The sequence below is a fragment of the Paracnuella aquatica genome, from assembly GCF_003332885.2.
In the GTDB taxonomy this organism is placed as follows: domain Bacteria; phylum Bacteroidota; class Bacteroidia; order Chitinophagales; family Chitinophagaceae; genus Flavisolibacter; species Flavisolibacter aquaticus.
In genome coordinates, this window is the sequence record NZ_QOWJ01000009.1 from 1 (window position 1) to 24663 (window position 24663).

The 24663-nt window shown below is 49.1% G+C and carries 17 protein-coding genes; 8 read left to right on the forward strand and 9 right to left on the reverse strand.

Translation table 11 applies throughout. The annotated features are described in order from the left end of the window. Positions 1-382 precede the first annotated feature (382 nt). Positions 383-1273 carry a 3-hydroxyacyl-CoA dehydrogenase family protein gene (locus DRJ53_RS13190; RefSeq protein ID WP_114236122.1) on the forward strand — a complete coding sequence of 297 codons (891 nt, stop codon included), beginning with the start codon at positions 383-385 and terminating at the stop codon, positions 1271-1273. Positions 1274-1367: 94 nt separating this feature from the next. Here DRJ53_RS13190 and DRJ53_RS13195 read toward each other — a convergent pair whose 3' ends face one another. The 5 genes from DRJ53_RS13195 to DRJ53_RS13215 all read right to left on the reverse strand — a co-directional run bounded on the left by DRJ53_RS13195 (position 1368) and on the right by DRJ53_RS13215 (position 9877). Next, positions 1368-2963 (reverse strand): M20/M25/M40 family metallo-hydrolase, encoded by a 1596-nt coding sequence (locus tag DRJ53_RS13195; RefSeq protein WP_114236123.1) that lies wholly within the window; start codon positions 2961-2963, stop codon positions 1368-1370. Between the two features lie 152 nt (positions 2964-3115). Next, positions 3116-5626, reverse strand: coding sequence for a DNA gyrase/topoisomerase IV subunit A (locus tag DRJ53_RS13200; RefSeq protein ID WP_114236124.1), 2511 nt, complete (start codon positions 5624-5626; stop codon positions 3116-3118). 57 nt (positions 5627-5683) lie between these two features. Further along, positions 5684-7030 (reverse strand): serine hydrolase, encoded by a 1347-nt coding sequence (locus DRJ53_RS13205; RefSeq protein ID WP_114236125.1) that lies wholly within the window; start codon positions 7028-7030, stop codon positions 5684-5686. A gap of 16 nt (positions 7031-7046) precedes the next feature. Next, on the reverse strand, positions 7047-7940 hold the full coding sequence (locus DRJ53_RS13210) for a DUF1835 domain-containing protein (protein WP_114236126.1): 894 nt from the start codon (positions 7938-7940) through the stop codon (positions 7047-7049). Positions 7941-7969: 29 nt separating this feature from the next. Further along, positions 7970-9877 carry a DNA topoisomerase IV subunit B gene (locus tag DRJ53_RS13215; protein ID WP_114236127.1) on the reverse strand — a complete coding sequence of 636 codons (1908 nt, stop codon included), beginning with the start codon at positions 9875-9877 and terminating at the stop codon, positions 7970-7972. 378 nt (positions 9878-10255) lie between these two features. On the opposite strand from DRJ53_RS13215, the gene DRJ53_RS13220 reads away from it, so the two are divergent. Then, positions 10256-10525, forward strand: a complete 270-nt coding sequence (locus DRJ53_RS13220) for a hypothetical protein (RefSeq protein ID WP_114236128.1) — start codon at positions 10256-10258, stop codon at positions 10523-10525. A gap of 418 nt (positions 10526-10943) precedes the next feature. Here the strand turns inward: DRJ53_RS13220 and DRJ53_RS13230 are convergent, their stop codons facing one another. Then, the gene (locus DRJ53_RS13230; protein ID WP_114236130.1) at positions 10944-12575 is read right to left on the reverse strand and encodes an ABC transporter substrate-binding protein; all 1632 of its coding nucleotides are present in this window, start codon (positions 12573-12575) and stop codon (positions 10944-10946) included. 88 nt (positions 12576-12663) lie between these two features. Here DRJ53_RS13230 and DRJ53_RS13235 point away from each other — a divergent pair, with 88 nt between their 5' ends. Together DRJ53_RS13235 and DRJ53_RS13240 are read left to right on the forward strand one after the other, a co-directional pair. Further along, positions 12664-14295, forward strand: coding sequence for a M1 family metallopeptidase (locus DRJ53_RS13235; RefSeq protein ID WP_114236131.1), 1632 nt, complete (start codon positions 12664-12666; stop codon positions 14293-14295). A gap of 127 nt (positions 14296-14422) precedes the next feature. Further along, entirely contained in the window at positions 14423-15922 is a 1500-nt protein-coding gene (locus tag DRJ53_RS13240; protein WP_114236132.1) for a lipopolysaccharide biosynthesis protein, read from the forward strand. Positions 15923-16074: 152 nt separating this feature from the next. Here DRJ53_RS13240 and DRJ53_RS13245 read toward each other — a convergent pair whose 3' ends face one another. Then, complete coding sequence (locus DRJ53_RS13245) at positions 16075-16773, reverse strand: C40 family peptidase (protein ID WP_114236133.1); 699 nt, start codon at positions 16771-16773, stop codon at positions 16075-16077. 170 nt (positions 16774-16943) lie between these two features. Between DRJ53_RS13245 and dnaE the strand changes: the two genes are divergently transcribed. Continuing rightward, the gene (dnaE, locus tag DRJ53_RS13250) at positions 16944-20576 is read left to right on the forward strand and encodes a DNA polymerase III subunit alpha (protein WP_114236134.1); all 3633 of its coding nucleotides are present in this window, start codon (positions 16944-16946) and stop codon (positions 20574-20576) included. Between the two features lie 212 nt (positions 20577-20788). Then, on the forward strand, positions 20789-21106 hold the full coding sequence (trxA, locus tag DRJ53_RS13255) for a thioredoxin (protein WP_114236135.1): 318 nt from the start codon (positions 20789-20791) through the stop codon (positions 21104-21106). 73 nt (positions 21107-21179) lie between these two features. On the opposite strand, the gene DRJ53_RS13260 is transcribed toward trxA, so the two are convergent. Then, positions 21180-22445 (reverse strand): nucleoside permease, encoded by a 1266-nt coding sequence (locus DRJ53_RS13260; RefSeq protein WP_114236136.1) that lies wholly within the window; start codon positions 22443-22445, stop codon positions 21180-21182. 358 nt (positions 22446-22803) lie between these two features. Between DRJ53_RS13260 and mqnE the strand changes: the two genes are divergently transcribed. Further along, a complete protein-coding gene (gene mqnE / locus DRJ53_RS13265; protein ID WP_114236137.1) occupies positions 22804-23964 on the forward strand; it encodes an aminofutalosine synthase MqnE in 1161 nt (386 codons plus the stop codon). Between the two features lie 76 nt (positions 23965-24040). Here mqnE and DRJ53_RS13270 read toward each other — a convergent pair whose 3' ends face one another. Continuing rightward, complete coding sequence (locus DRJ53_RS13270) at positions 24041-24274, reverse strand: LysM peptidoglycan-binding domain-containing protein (protein ID WP_123893560.1); 234 nt, start codon at positions 24272-24274, stop codon at positions 24041-24043. A gap of 143 nt (positions 24275-24417) precedes the next feature. Between DRJ53_RS13270 and DRJ53_RS13275 the strand changes: the two genes are divergently transcribed. Continuing rightward, positions 24418-24612, forward strand: a complete 195-nt coding sequence (locus DRJ53_RS13275; RefSeq protein ID WP_123893562.1) for a hypothetical protein — start codon at positions 24418-24420, stop codon at positions 24610-24612. Positions 24613-24663 lie beyond the last annotated feature (51 nt).

Genomic DNA, 24663 nt, shown 5'->3' on the forward strand with positions numbered 1-24663 from the left:
ACCGTAAACATTCAGCCCTAAACTACCAAAGTCCAATGGAATATGAAAACCATTACTTTTATTCTTTAACCTAAGCAAGTCAACTGTTCATCAAAACCGGTACACCTCAAACTTCTGCATTGCAAAACGCCGCTCGTCATTGCGAGGTGGAGCAGTGACTTTGTAATTAAATGCATTTCTTGCGCCGAAGCAATCTCCTGCGACAAAACAAAACGCCAGATCAGGAGATTGCTTCGGCGCTCAAGTTTCATTCAACAAACAAACACCTCCTGCGCCTCGCAATGACGGCAAACACTCCAGTACCGCACACCCACCCGACTCCTAACGCTCAACTGTCAACTCCCAACTGCCACCTATCCCCTCCCTCCTTATCTTCGCCCATATGAAAAAGATTGCTGTCATTGGTGCCGGAACCATGGGTAACGGCATTGCACATGTGTTTGCTCAAGCTGGCTTCCCGGTTTCCCTCATCGATGTTTCGGAACAACAACTGCAAAAAGCAGTACAAACCATTTCTAAAAACCTGGACCGGCAGGTGGCAAAAGGCACACTGGATGCTGCTACAAAAGAAACGGCGTTGGGCCACATCACTACACATTCCTCACTGGCGGTTGGTGTGCAGGATGCAGAACTGGTGGTGGAAGCGGCCACTGAAAACACCGAACTCAAACTCAAAATATTTCAGCAACTCGATGAACATGCACCGCAGGGTTGCATCCTCGCCTCCAATACTTCTTCCATTTCCATAACTAAAATTGCCGCTGTTACCAACCGGCCCGAAGCCGTCATTGGTATGCACTTCATGAACCCGGTGCCGGTGATGAAACTGGTGGAAATCATCAACGGTTATGCTACGAGCAAAGAGGTGACCGATACCATCGTGGAGCTCAGCAAGCAACTGGGTAAAGTGCCTTGTGTAGTGAACGACTATCCCGGTTTTGTGGCCAACCGTATTTTGATGCCCATGATCAACGAAGCCATTTATACCTTGTTTGAAGGTGTGGCAGGTGTAGCAGAAATTGACACGGTAATGAAGCTGGGTATGGCCCACCCAATGGGACCGCTGCAGCTTGCCGACTTTATTGGCCTCGATGTTTGCCTGTCCATTTTACAGGTGTTGCACGATGGTTTTGGCAATCCTAAATATGCGCCCTGCCCGCTGTTGGTAAATATGGTTATGGCAAAAAAACTGGGCGCAAAAACCGGCGAAGGTTTTTACACCTACACACCGGGAAGCAAAGAGTTAGTGGTGAGCAAAGGATTTAAAAAGTAACAGGTGAATTGACTTGATAAAAAGCATAAACAAAAAGCCCGCTTTCTACAAAGCGGGCTTTTTGTTTTATAGCAAATGTGTTGGCATCATTCAACTAGTCCACACCTCCTTTACGTGTAGCCTTGCGCTGTGCAGGCCATTGCATTTGCTGGCCGGTATTAGCGTTTACAGGCAGCACAATTTTATCGCGTTGTGTTTTCTGCGGGTCTTCGCTGGCCATATACACCATGATGGCGGTAAGAATCGCATTGTTCCGCACATCATCCCACACAATCTTGTCGTATGAGTCGCGGTTGGTGTGCCAGGTATAGCTGCCGTACGACCAGTTGAGCGAACTCAATGAAAAGCCCGGTGCGCCAACGGCTACAAACGAAGCAAAGTCGGAGCCGCCACCACTGGGTGAGCCCGGAAAGCTGGTTTGAATATGGGTGCGGATAGAATCAGGCACTTTCGAAAGCCAGCGATTGAGGTAATCGTAGCTGTGTAAAAAGCCCTGGCCCGAAAGGTTTACCACGCGGCCGGTACCGTTGTCCTGGTTGAACAAGGCCTGCAGGTTTTGTACAATTTCCGGGTGGTCTTCAACAAACGCTCTTGATCCGTTCAGGCCCTGCTCCTCACTGCCCCAATGGCCTACCAGGATGGTGCGTTTTGGATTAGGGTAAAACTTTTTCAGGAGGCGCATGGCTTCCATCATCACCAGCGTACCAGTAGCATTATCGGTAGCGCCACCCGATCCGTCCCAGCTATCAAAGTGGGCCGACAGCATCACGTACTCATCGGGCTTTTCGGTGCCCTTGATTTCCGCCATCGTGTTGAAGGTGGGTACCAGTCCACGTTCTTTCGAATCGGCACGAACAGCAATGCGTGGCTTTTGGCCCGACTCTGTTAAACGGAACAACATGCCGTAATCTTCCAACGACAAGTCGATGGTGGGTACTTTTTTGGTGTTGGCACCAAAAATTTTGTTGACACCAAAACCGTTGCTCCACAAGGATTGTATCACACCGGCAGCACCTGCATTTTCCAATGCCAGCGCCAGGTCACGTGCACTCAAGCCGGTTTTTGCCAGCCGATTGCGCCATGCAAGTGTTTGCGCATCGCGGTCCTTTTTCATCCGTTCAAACGATTCCTTGGTAGCAAACTCCTGCCAGTTATAATCGGGGCGGCCAGTGGGCTGCACCATCGAGATCATTACGAACTTGCCTTTTACCGAGGGCAGCCATGCTTTAAATGCAACGGAATCGGCCACATCAGCCAGTATAATTGTTTCGGCAGTTACTGTTTTTCCTTTCGTAGAAGGGCTCCATGCCAGTTGCATGCCTTCCAACGATTTTACGCGGGGATACACCATATCCACGTGTGTTGCACCCCGCTCCCAGCCGCGCCATTCGCCCCATTTTTCGTTGCGGGCCGCAATGCCCCAGCCGGCGTAGGTTTTCACGGCCCAGTCGTGTGCCTGGTCCATTTGTGGCGTGCCCACCAGCCGCGGACCGATCACATCTACCAGTTGGTGTCCTAATGTTTGCAGTTGCGAATTTGTGGTGGCTTCTTTTACCACTTGCTGCACAAAAATCGAATCCCTGTTTTGTGCCGGCGCTACATAGCCAACAGTTACAGACAGGAACAATAAAAAAGCAGGTGCACTTGCTGCACGCCGCTTCAGTCTTTTGGTTTGTCGTATGAATTGCATGGGTCTAAAATAGGCATAGATAGGCTAACAAAATGCAAAGGGGCTGATAACTGCAAACCTGCAGCAGCAGCCATTTCCATATAAAATATTTATGCAAAATAAAAAGCGCAGTACCTGTGGGCACTGCGCTTTGATATTAATTTTTATGTGGGCTAAAACAATGCTTTTTGTTGTGCATCTCCGCTCATTTCCCACTCCATCATCACGTTCTTGTTGAAGTCGATGAGTTTGGCGCCAATGGCCTTCCAACCCATTACATCCACCATATCGGCGATCTTGAACTTGGTGCGCCGCGCTGCGGAACCTTTGCCAGTTTCTACGATCAGTGTAGGCATGTCCTCTGTGCTCACTGCTTCCAGCAGGTTGCCCTTGCCTTCCTTGATAAACATATATCGTTCCTTGATGCGGTTGGTTTCAATACGGAAACGTTTCACATTATACTGCCCTTTATCATTATCCAAATAAATGGCGGTGATCACATGTTGCGGTTCGTATTTTTCTACCAGCATCACTTCTTCGGGATTGAAGCGTTGTGTCAACTCCTGGTCGGTGATTTCGTAGGTGCCGTCGGTATAAATGATCAGCACACGATCTTCCGCATCAAACGAGCCCAGTTCAATGCCTTTGCCATCGTGGTTCAGGCGGCCGAATTTATCATCAAACCAAAGCTTGATGGAGCCCAGCGTAGCCACGCCTGCTTCTTTGAATTTCACCGAACGCACCGGGTATTTGGTTACCTGGTTGCCCATGCTGCCGCGGCTCTTGATCTCAATTTCTTCGAAATAAAAATCCAGTTCTTTTTTCTTCGCCGTACAGTTCGGACTGAGAATTACCCGCACTACTTCGGCCTCACCATTAGGGTTAGCCGTAAAATAATGCACCTTGCTTTTTTCATGTCCTTTGGTCAGGTCGTATTCCTTATCACGGGTAATGCCGGTTACGTTAAAACGTTTGGCATAAGTCACGCCGCTTTCGCCATCGGTGTAAATCATGTTGTAGGTAGTGCGTTCGTCGCCTTTGCGGAAAACGGCAGCATACAAAATGTCTTTACCAATAAATACTTTATCCTGCACCTTCACCACTTTCATTTGTCCGCGGCGGGTAAATGCAATGATGTCGTCGAGGTCGGAACATTCCACCAGGAATTCATCTTTCTTCAACGAAGTGCCGATGAATCCTTCCGCCCAGTTGATGTAGATGCGGGTATTGGCAATAGCCACATGCTTTGCTTCGATCACTTCAAACACTTTGATCTCGCTTTTGCGTTCTTTGCCTTTGCCGTACTTTTTCAGCAGGTTTTCAAACCAGGCAATGGTGTAATCATTCAGGTGTTCGAGGTCGTAGTTTACCTGCCTGATCTCTCCTTCCAGGTTTTTGATCTGCGCATCCAGTTCGGCAATGTCGAGGCGATAAATACGACGCACCGGCTTTTCGGTAAGCTTTAAAATATCTTCACGGGTAATGGCACGGCGCAGGTCTTTTTCGAAAGGCTTAAATGCTTTGGCGATGGCTTCGAGCACCTTTTCCCAAGTCTCGTGTTTCTTTTCCAGTTCCTTGTAAATACCCTGCTCAAAGAAGATCTTTTCCAGCGAGGTATAATGCCATTTTTCCTGCAGTTCGCCCAGTTTTATTTCCAGTTCGCGCTGCAGCAAGTTCTTGGTGTTGTCGGCCGAAACACGCAGCAGATCGGAAGCGCCAACGAAGTGCGGCTTCTGGTCAATGATCACACAGGTGTTGGGCGAAATGGAAATTTCACAATCGGTGAATTTATACAACGCATCGATGGTAATGTCCGGCGAAATGCCCGGTGCCAGGTCCACCTGCAGTTCCACTTCGGCTGCAGTGTTGTCCACCACTTTTTTGATCTTGATCTTACCCGCATCGTTTGCTTTAACGATCGAATCAATCAGGGAAGACGTGGTGACGCCATAAGGCACGCTTTTGACCAGCAGCGTTTTTTTATCCAGTTCCTCGATGTGTGCCCGCACTTTTACTTTTCCACCGCGGCGGCCGTCGTTGTAATCGGTCACATCCACCATGGCCCCGGTCAGGAAATCGGGATACAATTCAAACTTGCGGCCTTTCAAATACTTTATGGCTGCTTCGCAGAGCTCGCAAAAGTTGTGGGGTAAAATTTTGGTAGCCAAACCAACTGCAATGCCTTCAGCGCCATGCGCCAGCAGCAGGGGAAATTTTACCGGCAGCGTGATGGGCTCGTTTTTACGGCCATCATAACTCAATTGCCAAGCAGTGGTTTTGGGGTTAAATAAAACCTCCAATCCAAACTTGCTCAGGCGCCCTTCGATATAACGTGGTGCAGCAGCATCATCGCCGGTGCGGATATCGCCCCAGTTGCCCTGCGTGTCGATCAGCAAATCCTTTTGTCCCATGTTCACCAGCGCATCGCCAATCGACGCATCACCATGAGGGTGGTATTGCATGGTTTGCCCGATGACGTTCGCCACTTTGTTGTAACGGCCGTCGTCCATTTCTTTCATGGCGTGCAAAATGCGGCGCTGCACGGGTTTCAGGCCATCTTCCACGGCAGGCACAGCCCGCTCCAGAATTACGTACGAAGCGTAATCAAGGAACCAGGTTTTATACTGGCCGTTGATGCCATGATCGGTTTGAACGTGTTCGTAGTTTTTATTTTTCGTGCTCATTGATTATTGATATCGGATGATGAAACTGCCGTTCGACAAAATGCCCGGCAGCTTTCATTATTTTATTTTCTTACCACCTATTTCCCTTCCGCCCTGGAACAGCGTCAGGCTTTCCACTTCACCCTGCGCATTCTTGTTGAACTGCAGTTGTGCATCTACCACTTTCAGGAAAAACTTCGTATTGCTTTCCGCGAACAGCGGGTTCTTCGACTGGCCAGTGGCTTGCGCCATCAGTTGACCACCTTCCAAAGTGATCATCATTTTAAAGGCCGGCGTGATTTCGTATTCACCTACATAATTATTCAGGATGTCCACTGGTACTGTTATTTCAGTCCGTGCGGCAGGCCATTCAACCTTTTGCCCAAACACAATACCGGCAAGGCCTTTAGCAATATTATCGACTGGCACTGCGCCATTGTTGCTCAGCACCACAATGGCCAGGTCTTCTTCGGGGTAGCGTACAAAGTCGGTGATGAAACCAAAAATGCCACCGCCATGCGACACTACCCTTTTGCCATAAGCGGTATCGACAACCACACCCAATGCATAATTATTTAGGGCAACGGTTTCCATTTGCTTCATGCTTTGCGCAGATAATACTTTGCCCTTTTGCAAAGCCCGGTGCCATGCATACAAGTCGTACACGCTGCCATACAAGGCGCCGGCAGCATAGCTTGCAGAGGAATCAACAATGCCGGCAGTCATGGCCTGGTTACCGTTGATGATGTTGTAACCGGTGGATTTGTTTCCGGATTTTAACGCCGCAAAATCAAACCCCGCGGTGTTCATGCCGGCAGGTTTTAAAATGTACTGGCGCACCAGCGCTTCGTACGGCTTGCCACTTACCTTCTCGGCAATATAACCCAGCAGCATATAGTTGCTGTTGGAGTAACTGTATTTAGAGCCCGGTGCAAACGCCAGCGGCTTGTTGGCAAACAACTCAAAGATGCGGGCCTGCGTGGTAGGCTTTACCGCTTCGGTATTCATAAACCGGGCATCGTTGGTATAATTGAAAATACCCGATGTATGGCTCAGCAAATGCCGCAGTGTAACGCTGTCGGCAAATGAAAACTGCGGGAAAAATTTCGACAGTTTGTCTTCGAGTTTCAGCTTCTTTTCTTCCTGCAATTTTAAAATAACGGCAGCGGTAAACTGCTTGGTCACCGATCCGTATTGATACAGGTCGGCAGCGGTGGCCGGCGTTTTGGCGGCTACATTTTTATAGCCATAGCCTTGTTCCAACAATACTTTTCCGCCCTTTGCCACCAGCACCGAACCATTGAACTTTTTATGTGCCGCATATTGCCGCATCAGCGAATCGAGCAGCCCGCTTTGGCTTTGCGCAAAAGAAAAAGTGGCAACGGCTAAAGCAGTGAGCAGCAGTAAAGGTTTGCGAAGTATCATAGCGTTCCTGTTTTTATTAAACGGCCTGTTCTGTTGCAGGTGCGACAGCCGGCACACCGGCTAGCTTTACGCTGCAATCTTTCCAGCCTTTTGTAAAGTCGCCTTGCAGTTCCAGTTTTCCTTCATCGGCCAGCGCTTTCAAACGGCCGTTCAGGAACACATCACCGGTCTTGATCTTCATTTTACCCAACGCATTGAACAACACTTTCGGGATCTTCTGCCAGTCGGCTGAAATGGCCTGCAGCAGCGGCGCATCGTAAAAATCGTCTCCTTTTGTAGCAATCTTTTTACCGCCTTCCAAAATGCGCACAGAGCCGTTCTCTTCCGACAGGCGCTTCCACTCGTCGGGGTCTACTTCAAACTCGCTGGGCGTAACGGTGCGGGCCAGTTTTTTAGCCTTGCGAAATTCTTTTGCGGGAATTTCATGAATGGCCGTTGGATAAAAAATACCGCCCTTTTCGTTAATGAAAGGAAGGTTGTTCATATACAGCACATACACCCTACCCCCATATTCTTTCAGCTGGCCAATCAGCCAATAGTATCCGCATACATCATGGCTGTTTTGACCCATCCACATCCACAACACCAGTTGCTCATTTTCATCCAGTGCTTTTTTCAGGTTGTGCACCGTCATTCGGTCGTTCACCATATCGGTCGTGTCGCCGTACGGCGACCGCAGCAACTGTTCTTTCCACCACTCTTTGCGTGCCTGCCAGCCTTCGGCTTCATCAAGTTTGTAAAGTGGGCCTACGGCAAAATCATCGCGAATGATGATGATCTCACCTTTCAATGTTTCGTCCAGTTCAGCAGCCGATTGCAGCACGGCAATGTCGGCCTCCTGGAAAACAAGGTGCAAGACCTCCTGCGGCACCGGTGCCTGTGCTGTTGCTTTTTTCGATTCTTTGCTCATTGCCTTTTATTGGCCTTTTATATGAAAACCTATCCTGCCACTTCCTCCACCGTATCCAGCTCCACACGCAGGTTGTTGATGATAAACTCTTGGCGGTCCTGTGAATTTCTGCCCATGTAATATTCCAGCAAGTGCTGAATATGATCGCCGTGATCGAGGATCACGGGCTGCAAGCGCATTTCCTCGCCGATAAAGCGCCCGAACTCATCCGGCGAAATTTCACCCAGTCCTTTAAAGCGGGTGATCTCGGGCTTGGCGCCCAGCTTTTTCATCGCAGCCTGTTTTTCCTGTTCGGAATAACAGTAAATGGTTTGCTGCTTATTCCGTACCCGGAACAGCGGCGTTTCCAAAATAAATACGTGGTTGCCTTTTACCAGGTCGGGGAAGAATTGCAGGAAAAACGTCATTACCAGCAGGCGAATGTGCATGCCATCTACATCGGCATCGGTGGCAATAACAATGCGGTTAAACCGCAAGCCGTCCATGCCCTCTTCAATGTTCAGCGCATGTTGCAGCAGGTTCAGCTCCTCGTTTTCATACACCACTTTTTTGGTCATGCCAAAGCAGTTGAGCGGCTTGCCGCGCAATGAGAAAACCGCCTGTGTGGCTACTTCACGGGCCTTGGTGATGGATCCCGAAGCCGAGTCACCTTCGGTAATAAAAATCGTGGTTTCTTGCTGTTTGGCGTAAAACTCCTGCTTGCCTTTTACCGGCGGTTCATCATTGAGGTGAATGCGGCAGTCGCGTAGTTTTTTATTGTGCAGGTTCGCTTTTTTAGCCCGTTCGTTGGCCAGTTTTTTAATACCTGCCAGTTCCTTGCGTTCCCGTTCGCTTTGCTCGATCTTGCGCTTCAGCGCATCGGCCACGGACGGGTTTTTATGTAAAAAGTTATCGAGGTTGCGCTGCAAAAAATCAAGGATAAACTGGCGCATTGATGGACCGCCTTCATCCACGTTTTGCGAGCCCAATTTTGTTTTTGTTTGCGACTCAAAAACCGGCTCCACCACCCTTACTGAAACCGCCGCGGCAATGCCCTGCCGCACATCGGCTGCATCGTAGTCCTTTTTGAAAAACTCGCGGATCACTTTTACATAAGCCTCGCGGAACGCAGCTTGGTGGGTGCCGCCCTGCGTGGTGTGCTGGCCGTTCACAAACGAATGGTAGTCCTCACCATAATCGTTGTTGTGTGTAATGGCCACTTCAATGTCTTCGCCCTTCAGGTGAATGATGGGGTAGCGAATACCATCGGGATCGGTGTCGGCATTGGTTTCGCGGGTAAGCAGGTCGAGCAGGCCATTTTTAGACATGTACGACTTGCCGTTGAACACTATGCGCAACCCCGCGTTGAGAAAGCAGTAGTTCCAGATCTGCTTCTCGAGGTATTCGGGAATAAAATGAAAATTCTTGAAGATGGAATCGTCGGGGATAAATGTAACCAACGTACCATTGGCGCCGCTGGTGCCCCCTTCCTTGTATTCTTTTACCAGCACGCCCTGCTGAAATTCGGCTTCCTTTACCTTGCCATCGCGGTGCGACGCCACTTTAAAATATTGGCTCAGGGCGTTTACCGCCTTGGTACCCACACCGTTGAGGCCCACGCTTTTCTGAAACACTTTGCTGTCGTACTTGGCGCCGGTATTGATCTTCGAAACCACGTCCACCACCTTGCCCAGCGGAATGCCGCGGCCATAGTCCCGCACGGTTACGGTTTTGTCCTTGATGGAAATTTCGATGGTTTTGCCATAGCCCATCGTGTATTCGTCGATACAGTTGTCGAGCACCTCTTTTACCAGCACATAAATGCCATCGTCGGCCGAGGAGCCGTCGCCCAATTTGCCGATGTACATGCCCGGGCGGAGCCTGATGTGCTCTTTCCAGTCGAGACTGCGGATGCTATCTTCGGTATAATCGCCTACAATTCTTTTTGTTTCTGCCATAGGAGAATGGTTGCCTAAAATGGTTTTTTGCCTTTTTGCAGCACTTGATTGATGCCCGGTACGGCTGTGCTGGACTGGCAAATAAGCGGGCAAATATAAGGAAAAAACCGGCGACTTTTGCTAATATTTTTAGCTACATATTTGAGCTGTTGACCGAATTTATTGTTTTATAAAACATTGATTGTCAATTGAAATAATTTCTTTAAACATTTATTGCGGGCTAAACCGGCGCTGCCAAATTAAAAGACCCTAATTTTGGCCCCGACGGCCGCAATAGCAAGTGGCCGCACCGGAAAATAACTGGCTGGCCCGTTAAGTTCTGTTTACTTACTAACCCAAAAAGTAACAGTTAACCTAACCACCAAAAGGAGGAAGTGTATGTATTCGTATGGATTGTTGGAAGCCGGTTGTTATTACCTGGTACAGGAAGCTCAGGACCAGACCGTTTCGCTGATCAAGGTGATGATGGAGTCGGATCACTGCATGTACGTGTTTTTTTACGACGACCAGATCTCGACCTGCTGGAAGCGCAAAAGCGATTCGATATTTGATATTATCGAGTGCCTGAGCGATGCGGCAGTGGAAGCCTGGGAAAAGCACTACAACAGCAGTAACGAAGATGTGTACAACGAAGAGGATGAAGAATAAGCGGTAGCAGATCGGCGGCGGCAAGGCGGAAAAAACTGGCGTTTGGGAAAAAAGCTTCAACGCACCACAAACAAAAAGAATGGCGGCACAGGTATACCCTGTGCCGTTTGTTTTTTTGGAAAATGATGTTTTACACAGGTGTGCAAGAGCTGATACCGGCTTTTGCAGAAGCTGTCATGCCGAACTTGTTTCGGCATCCCCTTCGAAATGAAAGCCGCTCTACTTAAAAAGCCGCCAGTTCATTTCTTAAAAAACCTGCAGTTGCAAGGAGATGCCGAAACAAGTTCGGCATGACAGACACTGAGCTTCGCCAATGTTCTTGTTTTGCAAAAACAAAAAAACAAAACCAAAAATTAAAGGATAATTAGCCCCAAAGCACTCGCCTTTTTGACTTTTCCCTTTCTCCTTTTGACTTCTCCTACTCAACTTTCGTCCGCCGCAACTCAAGCAAATTCAGCGCATTCGGCTGAAATCCCTCCACGCCGGGCTGCACGAGGTGAATCACTTTATCGTACCAAAGCGGTACCACCGGCGCATCTTCCATCACCAGCGCATCGGCCTGGCGGTATAGGTCGTAGCGGGCCGAATCGTTCGTTTCGGAAAGGGCCTTTTCTAACAGTGCATCAAACCGAGGGTTTTGATAGCGGGTATAATTGGGCGGCGCAGGATTTTTGGAGTAAAACACAGAAAGATAATTTTCCGCATCGGGGTAATCGGCAATCCAACTGCCGCGGAAAAAAAGTGCCCGGCTGCTTGAGGTCAGTTCCAGCAGCAGCGACTTTTGCACCACTTCCACTTGTATGTCCAGCCCAACTTCCTGCAACTGGCGGGCAATATAATCGCCCATGTCGGCATAAACCGGGATGGTGAGCAGGCGCAGCCGCGGCGGCTTGTTTGCCCCGCCAAAACCCGCTGCCTGCAGCAGTTGACGCGCTTTTGCGGGATTATAACGGTATCCCCGAACTACATTGGAATCGAACGAAGGAAGGCCCGCCGGCACAAAACCGCTTTGGGCCGGTGTTCCCAATGAGTTGCGCAGGTACAGGATCATTTTTTCCCGGTCAAAGCCGTAGTTGATGGCTTGCCGCAGGGCTTTCAATTCGGTGGGCGACTGTTGCACTAACTCGTTTTGCGGGTCCATCAAAAAGCCGAGGTACTCAATGGCGAGATATGGATGTGTATTGAGCTGCACTTTTCCCTGCCACTCCCGCCGCAGCACGCCGCGTTTAGTGAGCACTTCGTCTTTAAACGAAGGATCGAGGTCGTTGATGAAATGCAGTTTTCCCTGGCGGAACAAAAGGAACTCGGTTGCCTTGCTGTCGGCAAAACTTACTTTAATGCCCGCCAGGTACGGCAGCCGGTTGCCCGCCGCATCCCGTTCCCAGTAACCCGGGTTCTTTTTTAGGATCAGGGCCTGCCCTTCTTCCCACACCACAAATTGAAAGGGCCCCGTGCCCACCGGGTGCCGCCGGAACGCAGCGCCATATTTTTCCACAGCCTCCTTCGGCACAATGGAACAATACTGCATGGAAAGGATGCCCAAAATCGGCTGGTAAGGCCTTGCTAGGCGCAACTGAAAAACGGTGTCATTCAGGGCTACAAAAGGCGCATCTTCAGCCACCCGTTCATTGAACACCCAGGCCCCCGGCGATGCCGTGGCCGGGTTGCGCAGCCGCTGAAAACTGTATACCACGTCATTTGCCGTTAGGCGGCGGCCCTTGCTATTAGGGAAACAGGCATCGTTGTGGAAAAACACATCGTTGCGCAGGTAAAAAGTATAAGTCTTGCGGTCGGCAGAGATTTCCCAACGGCGTGCCAGCGATGGCACCATTTTCAGGGCGCTGTCCGGCTCCACCAAAGTGTTGTACAACTGGTGCACCGGCCACATTACCGACTGGTTTTTGGCAAAAGCCGGGTCCAGCGACTGTATGCCCGAGGCATCATTGTATAAAAAATAACCTTCTGCGTCACGCTGGCCCGAATAGCAGGAAGCCAGCAAGGGGAAAAGCAGCAGGTAAAAAGCTAAATATTGCAGAGCAGTACAGCGCATATTAGTACAAGGGTCTAAATTAGCGAACAATTGCCGGGCAACCGCTACATGCGGCTGCAACTGTACCGGCGCTCATATTTGTTCCTACATGAAAAAATTGCTGCATCTTCTCCAGTTCTGCTTTTTACTGGGTGCTACCGCTGCCTGCGCCCAGCCGCTGCAACAAAAAAAAGTTTTTACCCGGCAGGATACGCTGCGCGGCTCCGTAACGCCGGAACGTGCCTGGTGGGATGCGACGAGTTATACCATTTCGGTAACGCCTGACTATGCCGGCCGCCGCATTTCGGGCTCCAACGAGTTGCAGTTTAAAGTATTATCACAGGGCACCCGCATGCAAATAGACCTGCAGCAACCCATGCAACTTACCACCGCGGTTTGGAACGAAATGCCGCTAGCCGTGGAGCAGGATGGTAATGTTTATTATATACGCTGGCCGGAGGCGCCGCCCATTGGCTCGGTGCAAAAAGTGCTGCTGCAATTTGAAGGCACACCCCGACCGGCACTGACGCCGCCCTGGGACGGTGGCTGGATCTGGAGCAAAGATCAACTAGGCCGCCCGTGGATGAGCGTGGCCGTGCAGGGTTTAGGGGCTTCGGCGTGGTACCCCTGCAAAGATTACCAGGGCGATGAACCCGACAGCGCTTTTATGAACATCACGGTGCCCGATACGCTGGTGGCTGTGGCCAATGGGCGCTTTTTAGGTAAAGAAAAAAGCGGATCTTACACCACTTATAAATGGGGGGTGCAAAGCCCGATCAATAACTACAACCTGGTGCCCTATATTGGAAAATACGTAAACTGGGCCGACACCTACACCGGCGAAGCCGGCCTGCTCAATTGCACATATTGGGTGCTGGATTACAACCAAAGCAAAGCCAAAACGCAGTTCAGCCAGGTGCACCAAACCCTGAAAGCACTGGAGCATTGGTTTGGTCCTTATCCTTTTTATAAAGACGGCTACCAACTGGTAGAGGCGCCGCACTTGGGCATGGAGCATCAAAGTGCTGTGGCCTACGGCAACCGGTTTGCCAACGGTTACCTCGGCAAAGACCTTTCAGGCAGCGGCTGGGGGCTGAAGTGGGATTATATTATTGTGCACGAAACAGGGCACGAATGGTTTGGCAACAATATCACGGCAAAAGACATTGCCGATATGTGGGTGCACGAAGGTTTTACCGATTACAGCGAAACCCTGTTCACCGAATATTTCTGGGGTAAAAAGGCTGCCTCCGAGTATGTGCGTGGGCTGCGGGCCAGCATCCAAAACGATCAGCCGATCATTGGGCCGTATGGCGTAAACCAGGAAGGCAGCGGCGATATGTATTATAAAGGCGCCAACCTGGTACACACGGTACGCCAGCTGGTGCAAAACGATACGCTGTTCCGCAACATCCTGCGCGGGCTGAACAAAGATTTTTACCACCAAACTGTTACCACGCAACAAGTGGAGCAGTACATAGCGCAAAAAAGCGGCATCGATCTTTCCAAAGTGTTTGACCAGTATTTGCGCACCACCAAAATTCCGGTGCTGGAGTTGAAGAAGGCTGGCAGCAACCTGCAATACCGCTGGAACAACGTGGTGCCCGCCTTCAACATGGCCGTACAACTAACCAATGGCCAGTGGCTGAAACCCACCACGGACTGGCAATCCGTGAAAGGCACATTTGGCAGCCAGATAGCCGCCGCACCGGATTTTTATGTAACTACGGAAATGAAATAACCAGAAACTGGGGTAAAAAGTCAAACAATCTTCGTCCATTTTTGACTTTTTACTTTTGCCTTTTGAATTTTCTACAGCTGTTCTTCTAAAACGCAATGTTCGCCCCCTTCCCTACTTTTGCCCCCACATGAGCACCATCCGCCGACAAAGTATTCTTTCTTCAATAGTTGTTTACTTAGGCTTTGTGCTGGGGTTTGTGAACACCTTTCTCTTTACAAGGGAAGGCAGCTTTAGCACCGAAGAATATGGGCTGGTGCAGGCATTTGTTGCTTTTGGCAACATACTGGCGTCCTGCGCAACGCTGGGCATGCCGGCATATATTTCTAAATTTTTTCCATACTACAACGACCGCCTGCCGCCAAACAAAAACGAGATGCTCACCGTGGCACTGCTCATTGCCACGGCCGGCTACGGCGTAGTGCTTTTGTTGGGTGTGTTGTTTAAAGACGTGGTGCTGCAGCGGTTTGACAATGCACCACTGCTGCAACATTACTACTACTGGATCTTTCCGTTTGGCTATGGCATCACCGTTTTCAACATATTAGAGGCGTACAGTTGGCACCTGAAACTACCGGTTGTTACCAACTTTCTAAAAGAGTTTGTTTTTCGGTTAGTCACCACCGTTTTAATTATTGCCAGCACAGTTGCCCTGCTGTTTTCTTTTCAAGGCTTTGTACCCATTTACTCTTTTTCTTATTTGCTCATTGCGTTGGGCTTGCTGGCCTGGCTGTTGGCCACTAAAAGAGTGGCTTTTGTTTTTTCCATCAGCAATGTATCGCGCAGGTTTAAAAAGAAGATCCTGCTGTTGTGCACTTTTGTTTGGTCGGGTGGGTTGATCTTTAATTTCGCCGGTTCGTTTGATACCATCATCATTACCGCAGTATTGCCCAATGGCTTGGCGGCTGCGGGTATTTTTTCGCTGGCGCAAAATATTTCTTCACTCATACAAGCGCCGCAGCGGGCGATGATCTCTGCCACCATCGGGCCGTTGTCGCAATCGTGGAAAGACAAAGACCTCGATCGCATACAACGCATTTACCAACGGTCTTCCATTAATATGCTCCTGTTTTCAACGGCCATGTTTTCGCTCATCTGGCTCAATTTCGAAGACGGAGTGCTTACATTTAATTTAAAACAGGAATACCTCAGTGCTAAAACTGCTTTCTTCTTTTTAGGCCTTGCAAAAGTGATTGATATGGGCACCGGTGTAAACGGACAGATCATTGCCACAAGCACCATGTGGCGTTTTGATTTTTTTTCGGGGATGATTCTTCTGGGCCTGATGTTCCCGCTGTCGTTTATCCTTACCCGTTCGTTGGGTGTGGAAGGTCCGGCCATTGCCAATCTTATTTCTTTTACCGTGTACAACACGGTGCGCTATACATTTTTATACCGTAAACATGGCATGCAGCCATTTAACCGCGCCACGGTGATTACATTGTTGCTGGCGGCTGTATGCTTTGTGATCCCCTACTTTTTATTTAGGGACCAGTTGGGATTGGCCGCGCTGTTTTTACGCAGTTCGGTTTTTATTGTATTATTTGCAGCAGGCACCACTGCATTAAAACTTACACCCGATCTGGAGCCGGTAATGCAGACCGTTAGAAAAAGATTGACCAGGAAATAAAGATGAAAAAGCACTGAGTCTTTATATGCATGCAAATGTGCATATCGATTTATCCACACCCCTTTTTCAAGCCGGCGAATATTGTTATCATAAGGGCAAATAAAAAAAGCAGATGAAATCATCTGCTTTTTTTATAAACGATCATTAATAACTTACGGTCTGCCCGCCAGTGCAATGCTGTTGGTTTCTTCAACCTTTGCCATGCGTCCGGCGCCTAAATATCTTTTTGCCCAATATGCTTCGTCCAGGTCGGAAATCATTACCCCACCGGATGTAGCTGCATGCGCAAATTTGTTGTTTTGCAAGTAAACACCCACATGCGAAACGCCACCACGTGTATTGAAGAAAACAAGATCACCTTCTTTTAATTCTTCGCGGTTGATGCGGGTTGTGGTTTCAAATTGTTCCCGTGCAGTGCGGGGCAACTGTGTTCCAAAATGACAGGTGTATAACACTTGCATGAACGCAGAACAATCAATACCGTTCTTGGTGCTGCCGCCGTATTGATAACGGGTACCCCACCATTCATCAATGTTTTGATACAGGTGATTGATTGCAATTTCTTCTACTTCCGTATCGAGCAGAATGGAAAATTTCAGTTGTAACTCGGTGGCCTTTTCAATATCCAATGCTGGTGCAGCGGCTTTGCTAAAAGCAAATGTGGTCGGAGGCTTGGTGGCGGGCTCCACCAGCGAAACGGTGGTTGGCGCAATGTCTAACTGGATGTCTTCCAGGAATTTAACTTCGGTTTTTGCTCCGCTATTAGGACCTTTGGATTTTTGGGCCAGAACAGGGTTGAACGAAGCTATCCCACCTACAAAAAAGGTGGAAAGCAGCAGGGTTTTTACCATGTGGCTTTTTTTTGGATGAGTGACTAGTGACGAAAATATGTATTTATTCCCTCAAGTTGGGGAAAGCTATCAACGTTTTTTATCCACATCGTATTGCCCGCAATTGCATTTATATTGCGCAATCGTTCCTGTTCAAGTTTAATTTAATTGAGGCGTAGGGGTTTACAGCTATGAAATATTCACATTTACATGTACATACACAGTTCTCACTTTTGGATGGTGCAGCCAACATACAGGCACTGTATAAAAAAGCCATCAAGGAGAACATGCCCGCAATTGCGATTACGGATCACGGTAATATGTTTGGTGCCTTTGAATTTGTTTCAGAAGCATACAAGCATAAGAATGATGATGGCTCGGTAAAAGTAAAACCCGTTGTTGGCTGCGAGTTTTACGTGGTGGAAGACCGTACCCGCAAAACATTTTCGAAAGAACAAAAAGACAATCGTTATCACCAGGTATTGCTGGCAAAAAATGCAGTGGGTTATCAAAACCTGATCAAGCTTACTTCGCTGGGATACCTCGAAGGCATGTACAGTAAGTACCCACGTATTGACAAAGGCCTGATCGAACAATATAGCGAAGGTTTGATTGCCACCACTTGCTGTATTGGTGCTTATGTGCCGCAAACCATTTTGCACCATGGCGAAGAGGCTGCAGAAAAAGAATTCAAGTGGTGGTTCGATATGTTTGGCGAAGATTATTTTATTGAACTGCAACGCCACAACATGCAGGAGCAGGAAACCATCAACCAGGTGCTGCTGAAATTTTCGAAAAAATATGGCGTGCCCGTTATTGCCACTAACGACAGCCATTACACTGATCGCGACGATTACAATGCCCACGATATTTTGCTCTGCATCAACACCGGCGAAAAACAGAGCACGCCGGGTTTTGATGATTTTGTAAACGATGATGCAGGCAGTAAAAACCGCCGCTTTAAATTTCCCAACGACCAGTTTTATTTCAAGGGCGTTGACGAAATGAAAAAACTGTTCAGCGACATTCCCGAAGCCATCGACAATACCAACATGATCGTGGACCGGGTTGAGTTGCTGAATTTGAAAAAAGACATTCTCCTCCCCGCCTTCCCTATTCCAAAAGAATTCCAGGTACATGGCGACAGCAATTTAAACCAATGGGAATTTTTGCGGCACCTCACATTTGAGGGTGCGCATGCCCGTTATGGCAGCATTGATGCCAAAACGCAGGAGCGCCTCGACTTTGAGTTGCACACCATTAAAACAATGGGTTTTGCGGGTTACTTCCTGATCGTATCTGACTTCATCAAAGCAGGCCGCGATCTGGGTGTGTTTGTTGGTCCGGGCCGTGGTTCGGCGGCTGGTTCGGCGGTGGCTTATTGCATTGGCATCACCAACATCGACCCCATTAAATACGACCTGCTGTTCGAACGTTTCCTGAACCCTGATCGTAAATCAATGCCAGATATTGATACGGACTTCGATGACGAAGGCCGGCAAAAGGTGATTGATTACGTAGTACAGAAATACGGCAAGAACCAGGTAGCCCAGATCGTTACTTATGGTACTATGGCCGCCAAAATGAGCATCAAGGACGTGGCCCGCGTGCTGGATCTGCCACTGGTTGAATCGAACATGCTGGCCAAGCTGGTGCCCGATAAACCGGGTACCGAATTGGGTCGTGTGCTGCATGCGCCGCTCACTGCAAAAGAAGGCGAAAAGTCGCTGGAAGAAAAAGAAGGCTACGGCTCCGACGATATTGAAAACGTAAAACAGCTCCGCGCTATTTACAATGGCAACGACATCAGGGCGCAGGTGCTGCACGAAGCCGAAAGGCTGGAAGGATCGGTGCGCAACACGGGTATCCACGCTGCGGGGATTATCATTGCGCCGGACAGTCTTTTAAATATCATCCCGGTGTGCACGGCCAAAGATTCGGATCTTTTGGTGACGCAAATCGAGGGCAAAATCATTGAAGATGCCGGCGTAATCAAGATGGACTTCCTGGGGCTAAAAACCCTCACCATCATCAAGAATGCGCTGGAAATGATCAAGGCCAATCATGGCGTTGATATTGTCATTGACGATGTTCCGCTGGACGATGAAGCCACTTATGCGCTGTATCAAAAAGGCGAAACGATTGCCACGTTCCAGTTCGAGAGCCCGGGCATGCAGAAGTACCTGAAAGAACTGAAGCCTGACCAATTTGCCGACCTTATTGCCATGAACGCCTTGTACCGCCCTGGTCCTATGGCGTACATCCCGCAATACGTTGACCGTAAGCATGGCCGAGAGGAAGTGAAATATGACCTCGAGGAAATGGCCGAATACCTGGAGGAAACTTACGGCATTACGGTGTACCAGGAACAGGTGATGTTGCTGGCGCAAAAGATCGGCGGCTTTTCGAAAGGCGATGCCGACGTACTGCGCAAGGCCATGGGTAAAAAAGACCGGAAAACGCTGGACAAGATGAAAAGCAAATTCATCGACGGCGCGGTTGCAAAGGGCCACGAACCAAAAACGCTGGAAAAAGTCTGGACCGACTGGGAGGCATTTGCCCAATATGCGTTCAACAAATCGCACTCTACATGCTACGCATTTGTTGCCTACCAAACGGCTTATTTAAAAGCCCACTACCCTGCCGAATACATGGCCGCGGTGCTCAACAACGCCAACGCTATTGAAAAGCTTACCTTCTTTATGGAAGAATGTAAGCGCATGGGCATTAAAGTACTCGGCCCCGACATAAACGAATCGCAACAAGGCTTTGCCGTAAACAGCAAGGGTGAAATCCGTTTTGGGTTGGGCGGACTGAAAGGTGTGGGCGAGGCCGCTGTGGAAAGCATTATTGCAGAACGCAAAGCGGGCGGGCCGTTTAAAGATCCATACGATTTTATCAAACGCATCAACCAACGCACCGCCAATAAAAAAACGCTGGAGAACCTGATCTACGCCGGCGCATTCGATCAATTTTCACTGCACCGTGCCCAGTATTTCTGTGTGCCCCAGGGCGAGCAAATCAACGGCTTGGAAAAGCTGGTAAAATACGGCAACCAGGTGCAGTCGGAAGCGAACTCCGCGGCCAATACGCTGTTCGGCGATATGTCGTCGGAGATGGACATTAAGCCGCCGGTAATTCCACCCTGCGAGCCCTGGTCGCTGACTGAGCAACTGGAAAAAGAAAAGGAAGTGGCCGGTATTTACCTGAGCGGCCACCCGCTGGACCACTACCGTTTTGAATACCGCCATTATGGCTTTACCACCGTGGCCGATTTCAACGAAATCAAAGATAACCAGCAGATGATGGCCATGGGCCGCACTTATCGCATTTTGTGCCTTGTTACTTCGGCGCAGCACCGCATTTCGCGGCAGGGCAACAAATTTGGCTCTTATGTGCTGGAAGATTATACGGGCAAAACGGAACTGGTGTTGTTTGGCGATGATTTTATCAAACACCAGGCTTACCTCGAGCTGGGCAGCACACTGCTCATTACCGGCGCTTTTAAAACCCGCTATAAACCTGGTGAGTTTGAGTTTAAGGTAAGCTCGGTAATGCTGGCCGAAAACATCAAAAAAGCGCTGACCAAACAGGTGCACCTGGAGCTGGAAGCACGCCACCTGCAGCAGCAAACCCTTGAGTTTTTAGACAACCAAATGAAACAACATCCCGGCAATACCGGCCTGAAGATTTCGCTGGTGGAGGGCCGCGAAAACCTGCGGGTAAATCTTTCGACGATTGGCGGCGGGCTGGAAATGAACTATGATTTTATCCAGTTTTTGGAAACAGCGCCGGAAATTGGCGTTCGGGTAGAAACAGCGTAAACAAAACAATAGCAAAATTGATAAGGTAAAAAGCATTCTACCGCTTCGGATGTTGTTTAACGTATATTCCATTTTCTGCCTTTTTACCTTATCAAACTTTTCTATTTGTCATCAAAAACTTTCAATATCTGACAATGGTGCAGGGAATGGGATTAGGCTTTAAATTTGTTTCCCCAATGCAGATATTCTGATTGAAACTTAAATTCTGAATCATGGCACAAGCATTTACCGACGCAAATTTTCAAAGCGACGTTCTGAGTTCCGATAAATTGACTGTTGTAGACTTTTGGGCGGAATGGTGCGGACCTTGCCGCGCAATCGGGCCCGTTATCGACGAGCTTTCCAAAGAATACGATGGCAAAGTAAATATTGGCAAAGTAAACGTGGACGAGAACCCACAGGTAAGCATGAACTACGGCATCACTTCTATCCCCGCAATCCTCTTTATTAAAAACGGCGAAGTGGTGGATAAACTGGTAGGCGCTCAGCCCAAGTCGAACTTTGTAAAAAAGATCGAAGCACATATTTAGTCAAGATGCCAGCTCTTCAAGCGATGGCATCTTTTGCAAAAAGCCCCGGAACATCCGGGGCTTTTTTATTGCGTTAATGTGCGATGCTGGCCACTTCTTTTGCGCTGGCGCTGTGCCGGTGCCGGAACAACACCAAAAACAGCAGCGCCACAATCAGGGAATATGCGGCAAACGCCAGCCAGATGCTGTGCCAGTCTTTTCCGCCGTCTGCGTTGGTATAATATTGATCGATTAAGGTGCCGCTGATTTTACTGCCTAAAAATGCGCCCACGCCATTGGTCATCATCATAAAAATGCCCTGAGCGCTGGAACGGATGGCCGGGCTGGTTTCTGTTTCCACAAACAGTGACCCCGAGATATTGAAAAAGTCGAACGCCATGCCGTACACAATGCAGGAAAGAATGATCATCCACAGGCCGCCGGCCGGATCGCCGTAGGCAAAAAGACCAAAGCGCAGCACCCAGGCCAGCATCGAAAACAGCATCACGTTTTTAATCCCAAACCGCTTCAGAAAAAATGGGATGGTGAGGATAAACAGGGTTTCCGATATCTGCGAAATCGACATGATGATGGTGGAATATTTTACCACGAACGATTCGGGGCCGTACAGCGGGTTGTTTTTAAAATCATCCAAAAACGTATCGCCATACATATTGGTGAGTTGCAGCGCTGCACCCAGCAACATCGAAAACAGGAAAAACAACGCCATTTTATATTGGCCAAACAGGGAGAAAGCTTTTAACCCCAGCTGCTCCACCAGCCCGGCGCCTTTGGCAATGGTGCGTTGTGGGGGGCATTTGGGCAAGGTAAATGAAAAAAGTCCCAGCGCAATGGCAGCAACAGCGGCAATCAGGAATTGGTTGGCGTTGGCCTTGCTGCCGGACAGGTTGGTGGTCCACATGGCGGCAATAAAGCCAATGGTGCCCCAAACCCGGATCGGCGGAAACACTTTTACCACGTCAAATCCATCGCGTTGCAGAATGGTGTATGCAATGGAATTGGACAGCGAAATGGTGGGCATGTAGCAGATCATGGCCGCAAAAATGACATAGTACAACGTGTCCGGATCATTCACCTGTGGCACATAAAACAGCACCACGCCATAAAGGATATGCAGGATGCCATAGAGCTTTTCGGCATTGACAAATTTATCGGCCAGGATGCCGGTGAGGGCCGGCATAAACAAGGAAGCCAGCGCCATGGTGGAGAAAATGGCACCAAACTGCGCACCGGTCCAGCCTTTGGCGTTAAAGCAATACGTTCCAATAGTGATCAGCCAGGCGCCCCAGACAAAAAACTGGAAAAAACTCATCACGGTCAAACGGGACTTGATATTCATTTGGGCTTTATTTTTTGTAGCGGCCGCATGGCTTTAAGGGGTACAATCAAGCAAAAATGTCGCGGCAATTTACGGGAAACCAGTGATGTGTGGGATTAGTAAAGATTTTTATGGTCTCTGATCAACGCCAGGCCTCAAACGAGTAATCAATAATCCAATAATGAATAATTATTGATTACCGGATTATTGATTATTAGGCTGAACCCTTCCATCCCGTACTTTAGTCATTCCAATCTTTCCCAATCCCACAAATCACCGGTTCAACTCATGACCTTTATCATTTGTTAAGTACCGGCAAGGCTCGGCTGTTTTCGCCTAACTTTGCAGCGGCAATTATCAAAAGCTAAATCAACAGACTATGACCTCCGTTGCCCCCCAAATACCCGATACTACACATACTGCAAACGCATTGCGTTCAATAATAGATAGCCAAACCAGCGACCTAAAGTCCATTGGCGAAAAAGTGCTGCGCGAAGTGCGCCTCACCGACGCCGATGCGTTGACGCTTTTTGAAAAAGGTTCGCTTGGTTTTGTAGGCGCCCTGGCCAATGCCGTCCGCGAACGGCTGCACGGGCACAAAACCTATTTCAACCGCAACTTTCATATCGAGCCCACCAACGTATGCGTTTTTTCCTGCCATTTCTGCTCCTACTCCAGGCTGTATGCGAAACGTGAGGAAGGCTGGGAACTGAGCATCGACGACATGCTGAATATTGTAAAAAAATATGACGGCATGCCCGAAACCGAGGTGCACATTGTTGGCGGCGTACACCCCAAAATGAACCTCTACTTTTTCGTGGAGCTCATTCAAAAGATCAGGGCGCACCGCCCCGACCTGCACATCAAGGGCTTTACCGCGGTGGAGCTGGATTATATGTTCCGCAAGGCAAAAGTGAGCATCGAAGAAGGCATGCGGATTTTGCAGCAAGCCGGTCTGCAATCTTTGCCCGGCGGCGGCGCCGAAATTTTTGACGAAGGCGTACGCCAGCAGATTTGTGCCGATAAAGTAAACGCCGACGGCTGGCTGTACATCCACGAAACAGCACACCGGCTTGGCATGCACTCCAATGCCACCATGCTGTATGGCCATGTTGAAAATTACAGCCACCGTGTAGACCATATGCGCCGCCTGCGCGACCTGCAGGATAAAACGGGCGGCTTCAACACCTTCATCCCGCTTAAGTTTCGCAACGGCGATAACGACATGAGCCATGTGCCGGAAGCCAGCGTGATTGAGGACCTTCGGCTGTACGCCATTGCGCGGCTGTACATGGACAACTTTCCGCACCTGAAAGCTTACTGGCCAATGCTGGGCCGTAAAAATGCGCAGCTAACGCTGGCGTTTGGCGTAAACGATATTGACGGCACCATTGATGATACCACTAAAATCTACTCTATGGCGGGTTCGGAAGAGCAAACGCCGGCCATGTCTACAGAAGAAATTGTAACCCTGATCCGGCAAGTGGGCCGCCAGCCCATTGAGCGGGATACCTTATATAACGTGGTGCAGGCATTTTAATGCTAAACAAAAGACATAAAAAAAGCTGTGCGCACCGCACAGCTTTTTTTATGTCTTTTGTCGCCATCTTTTTAGATTAATGTTTTTTGCTTGGAATGAGCAACTTGATGCCGCTTGCCAGCTTATCGCTGGAGAAACCCGCATTTTCCTTATTGGCTTCCAGCAGTTCATCGATGCTCAATCCAAACTTTTTGGCTATATCCGGCAAGGTGTCTTTTTCCTCCACCACGTATGAAGAAACAATGCTGCCCGATGAGTCGGGTGCACCTTCATTATAATCCGGGTTTACATAATTATCCTTGTTGTCCATGGTTGCATTTTTCAAATCCGGTTAAAATATGGTGCCAAACGCAATTAGCACCCTCCGCAGAACCCAATTAAGGCAAGCCACATTAAAACTTTACCGCCATGCAGAGTATGGCCTTATTTATGCCCGGCATTTATAAAAAACTTATGGAACGCAAAGATCAACGATGGCCTATAGAGCAGCAAAATGCCCGCATGCATTCGAGGAACGAGGACGAGGAAAACAGGAGGGGCTCGATGCAGGACCGGAACCGGCTGCAGGAGCAGGAAAAGCCGTTGAAAAACAATGACCGCGACGTGGACCCCGACAATCCAAGGGAAAGCAGCTTAAGCCACCGCTGATTTGTAAAGAAAAGGGCGAAATAAAATTGTTGAAACGGGTTGCAGGCGCAA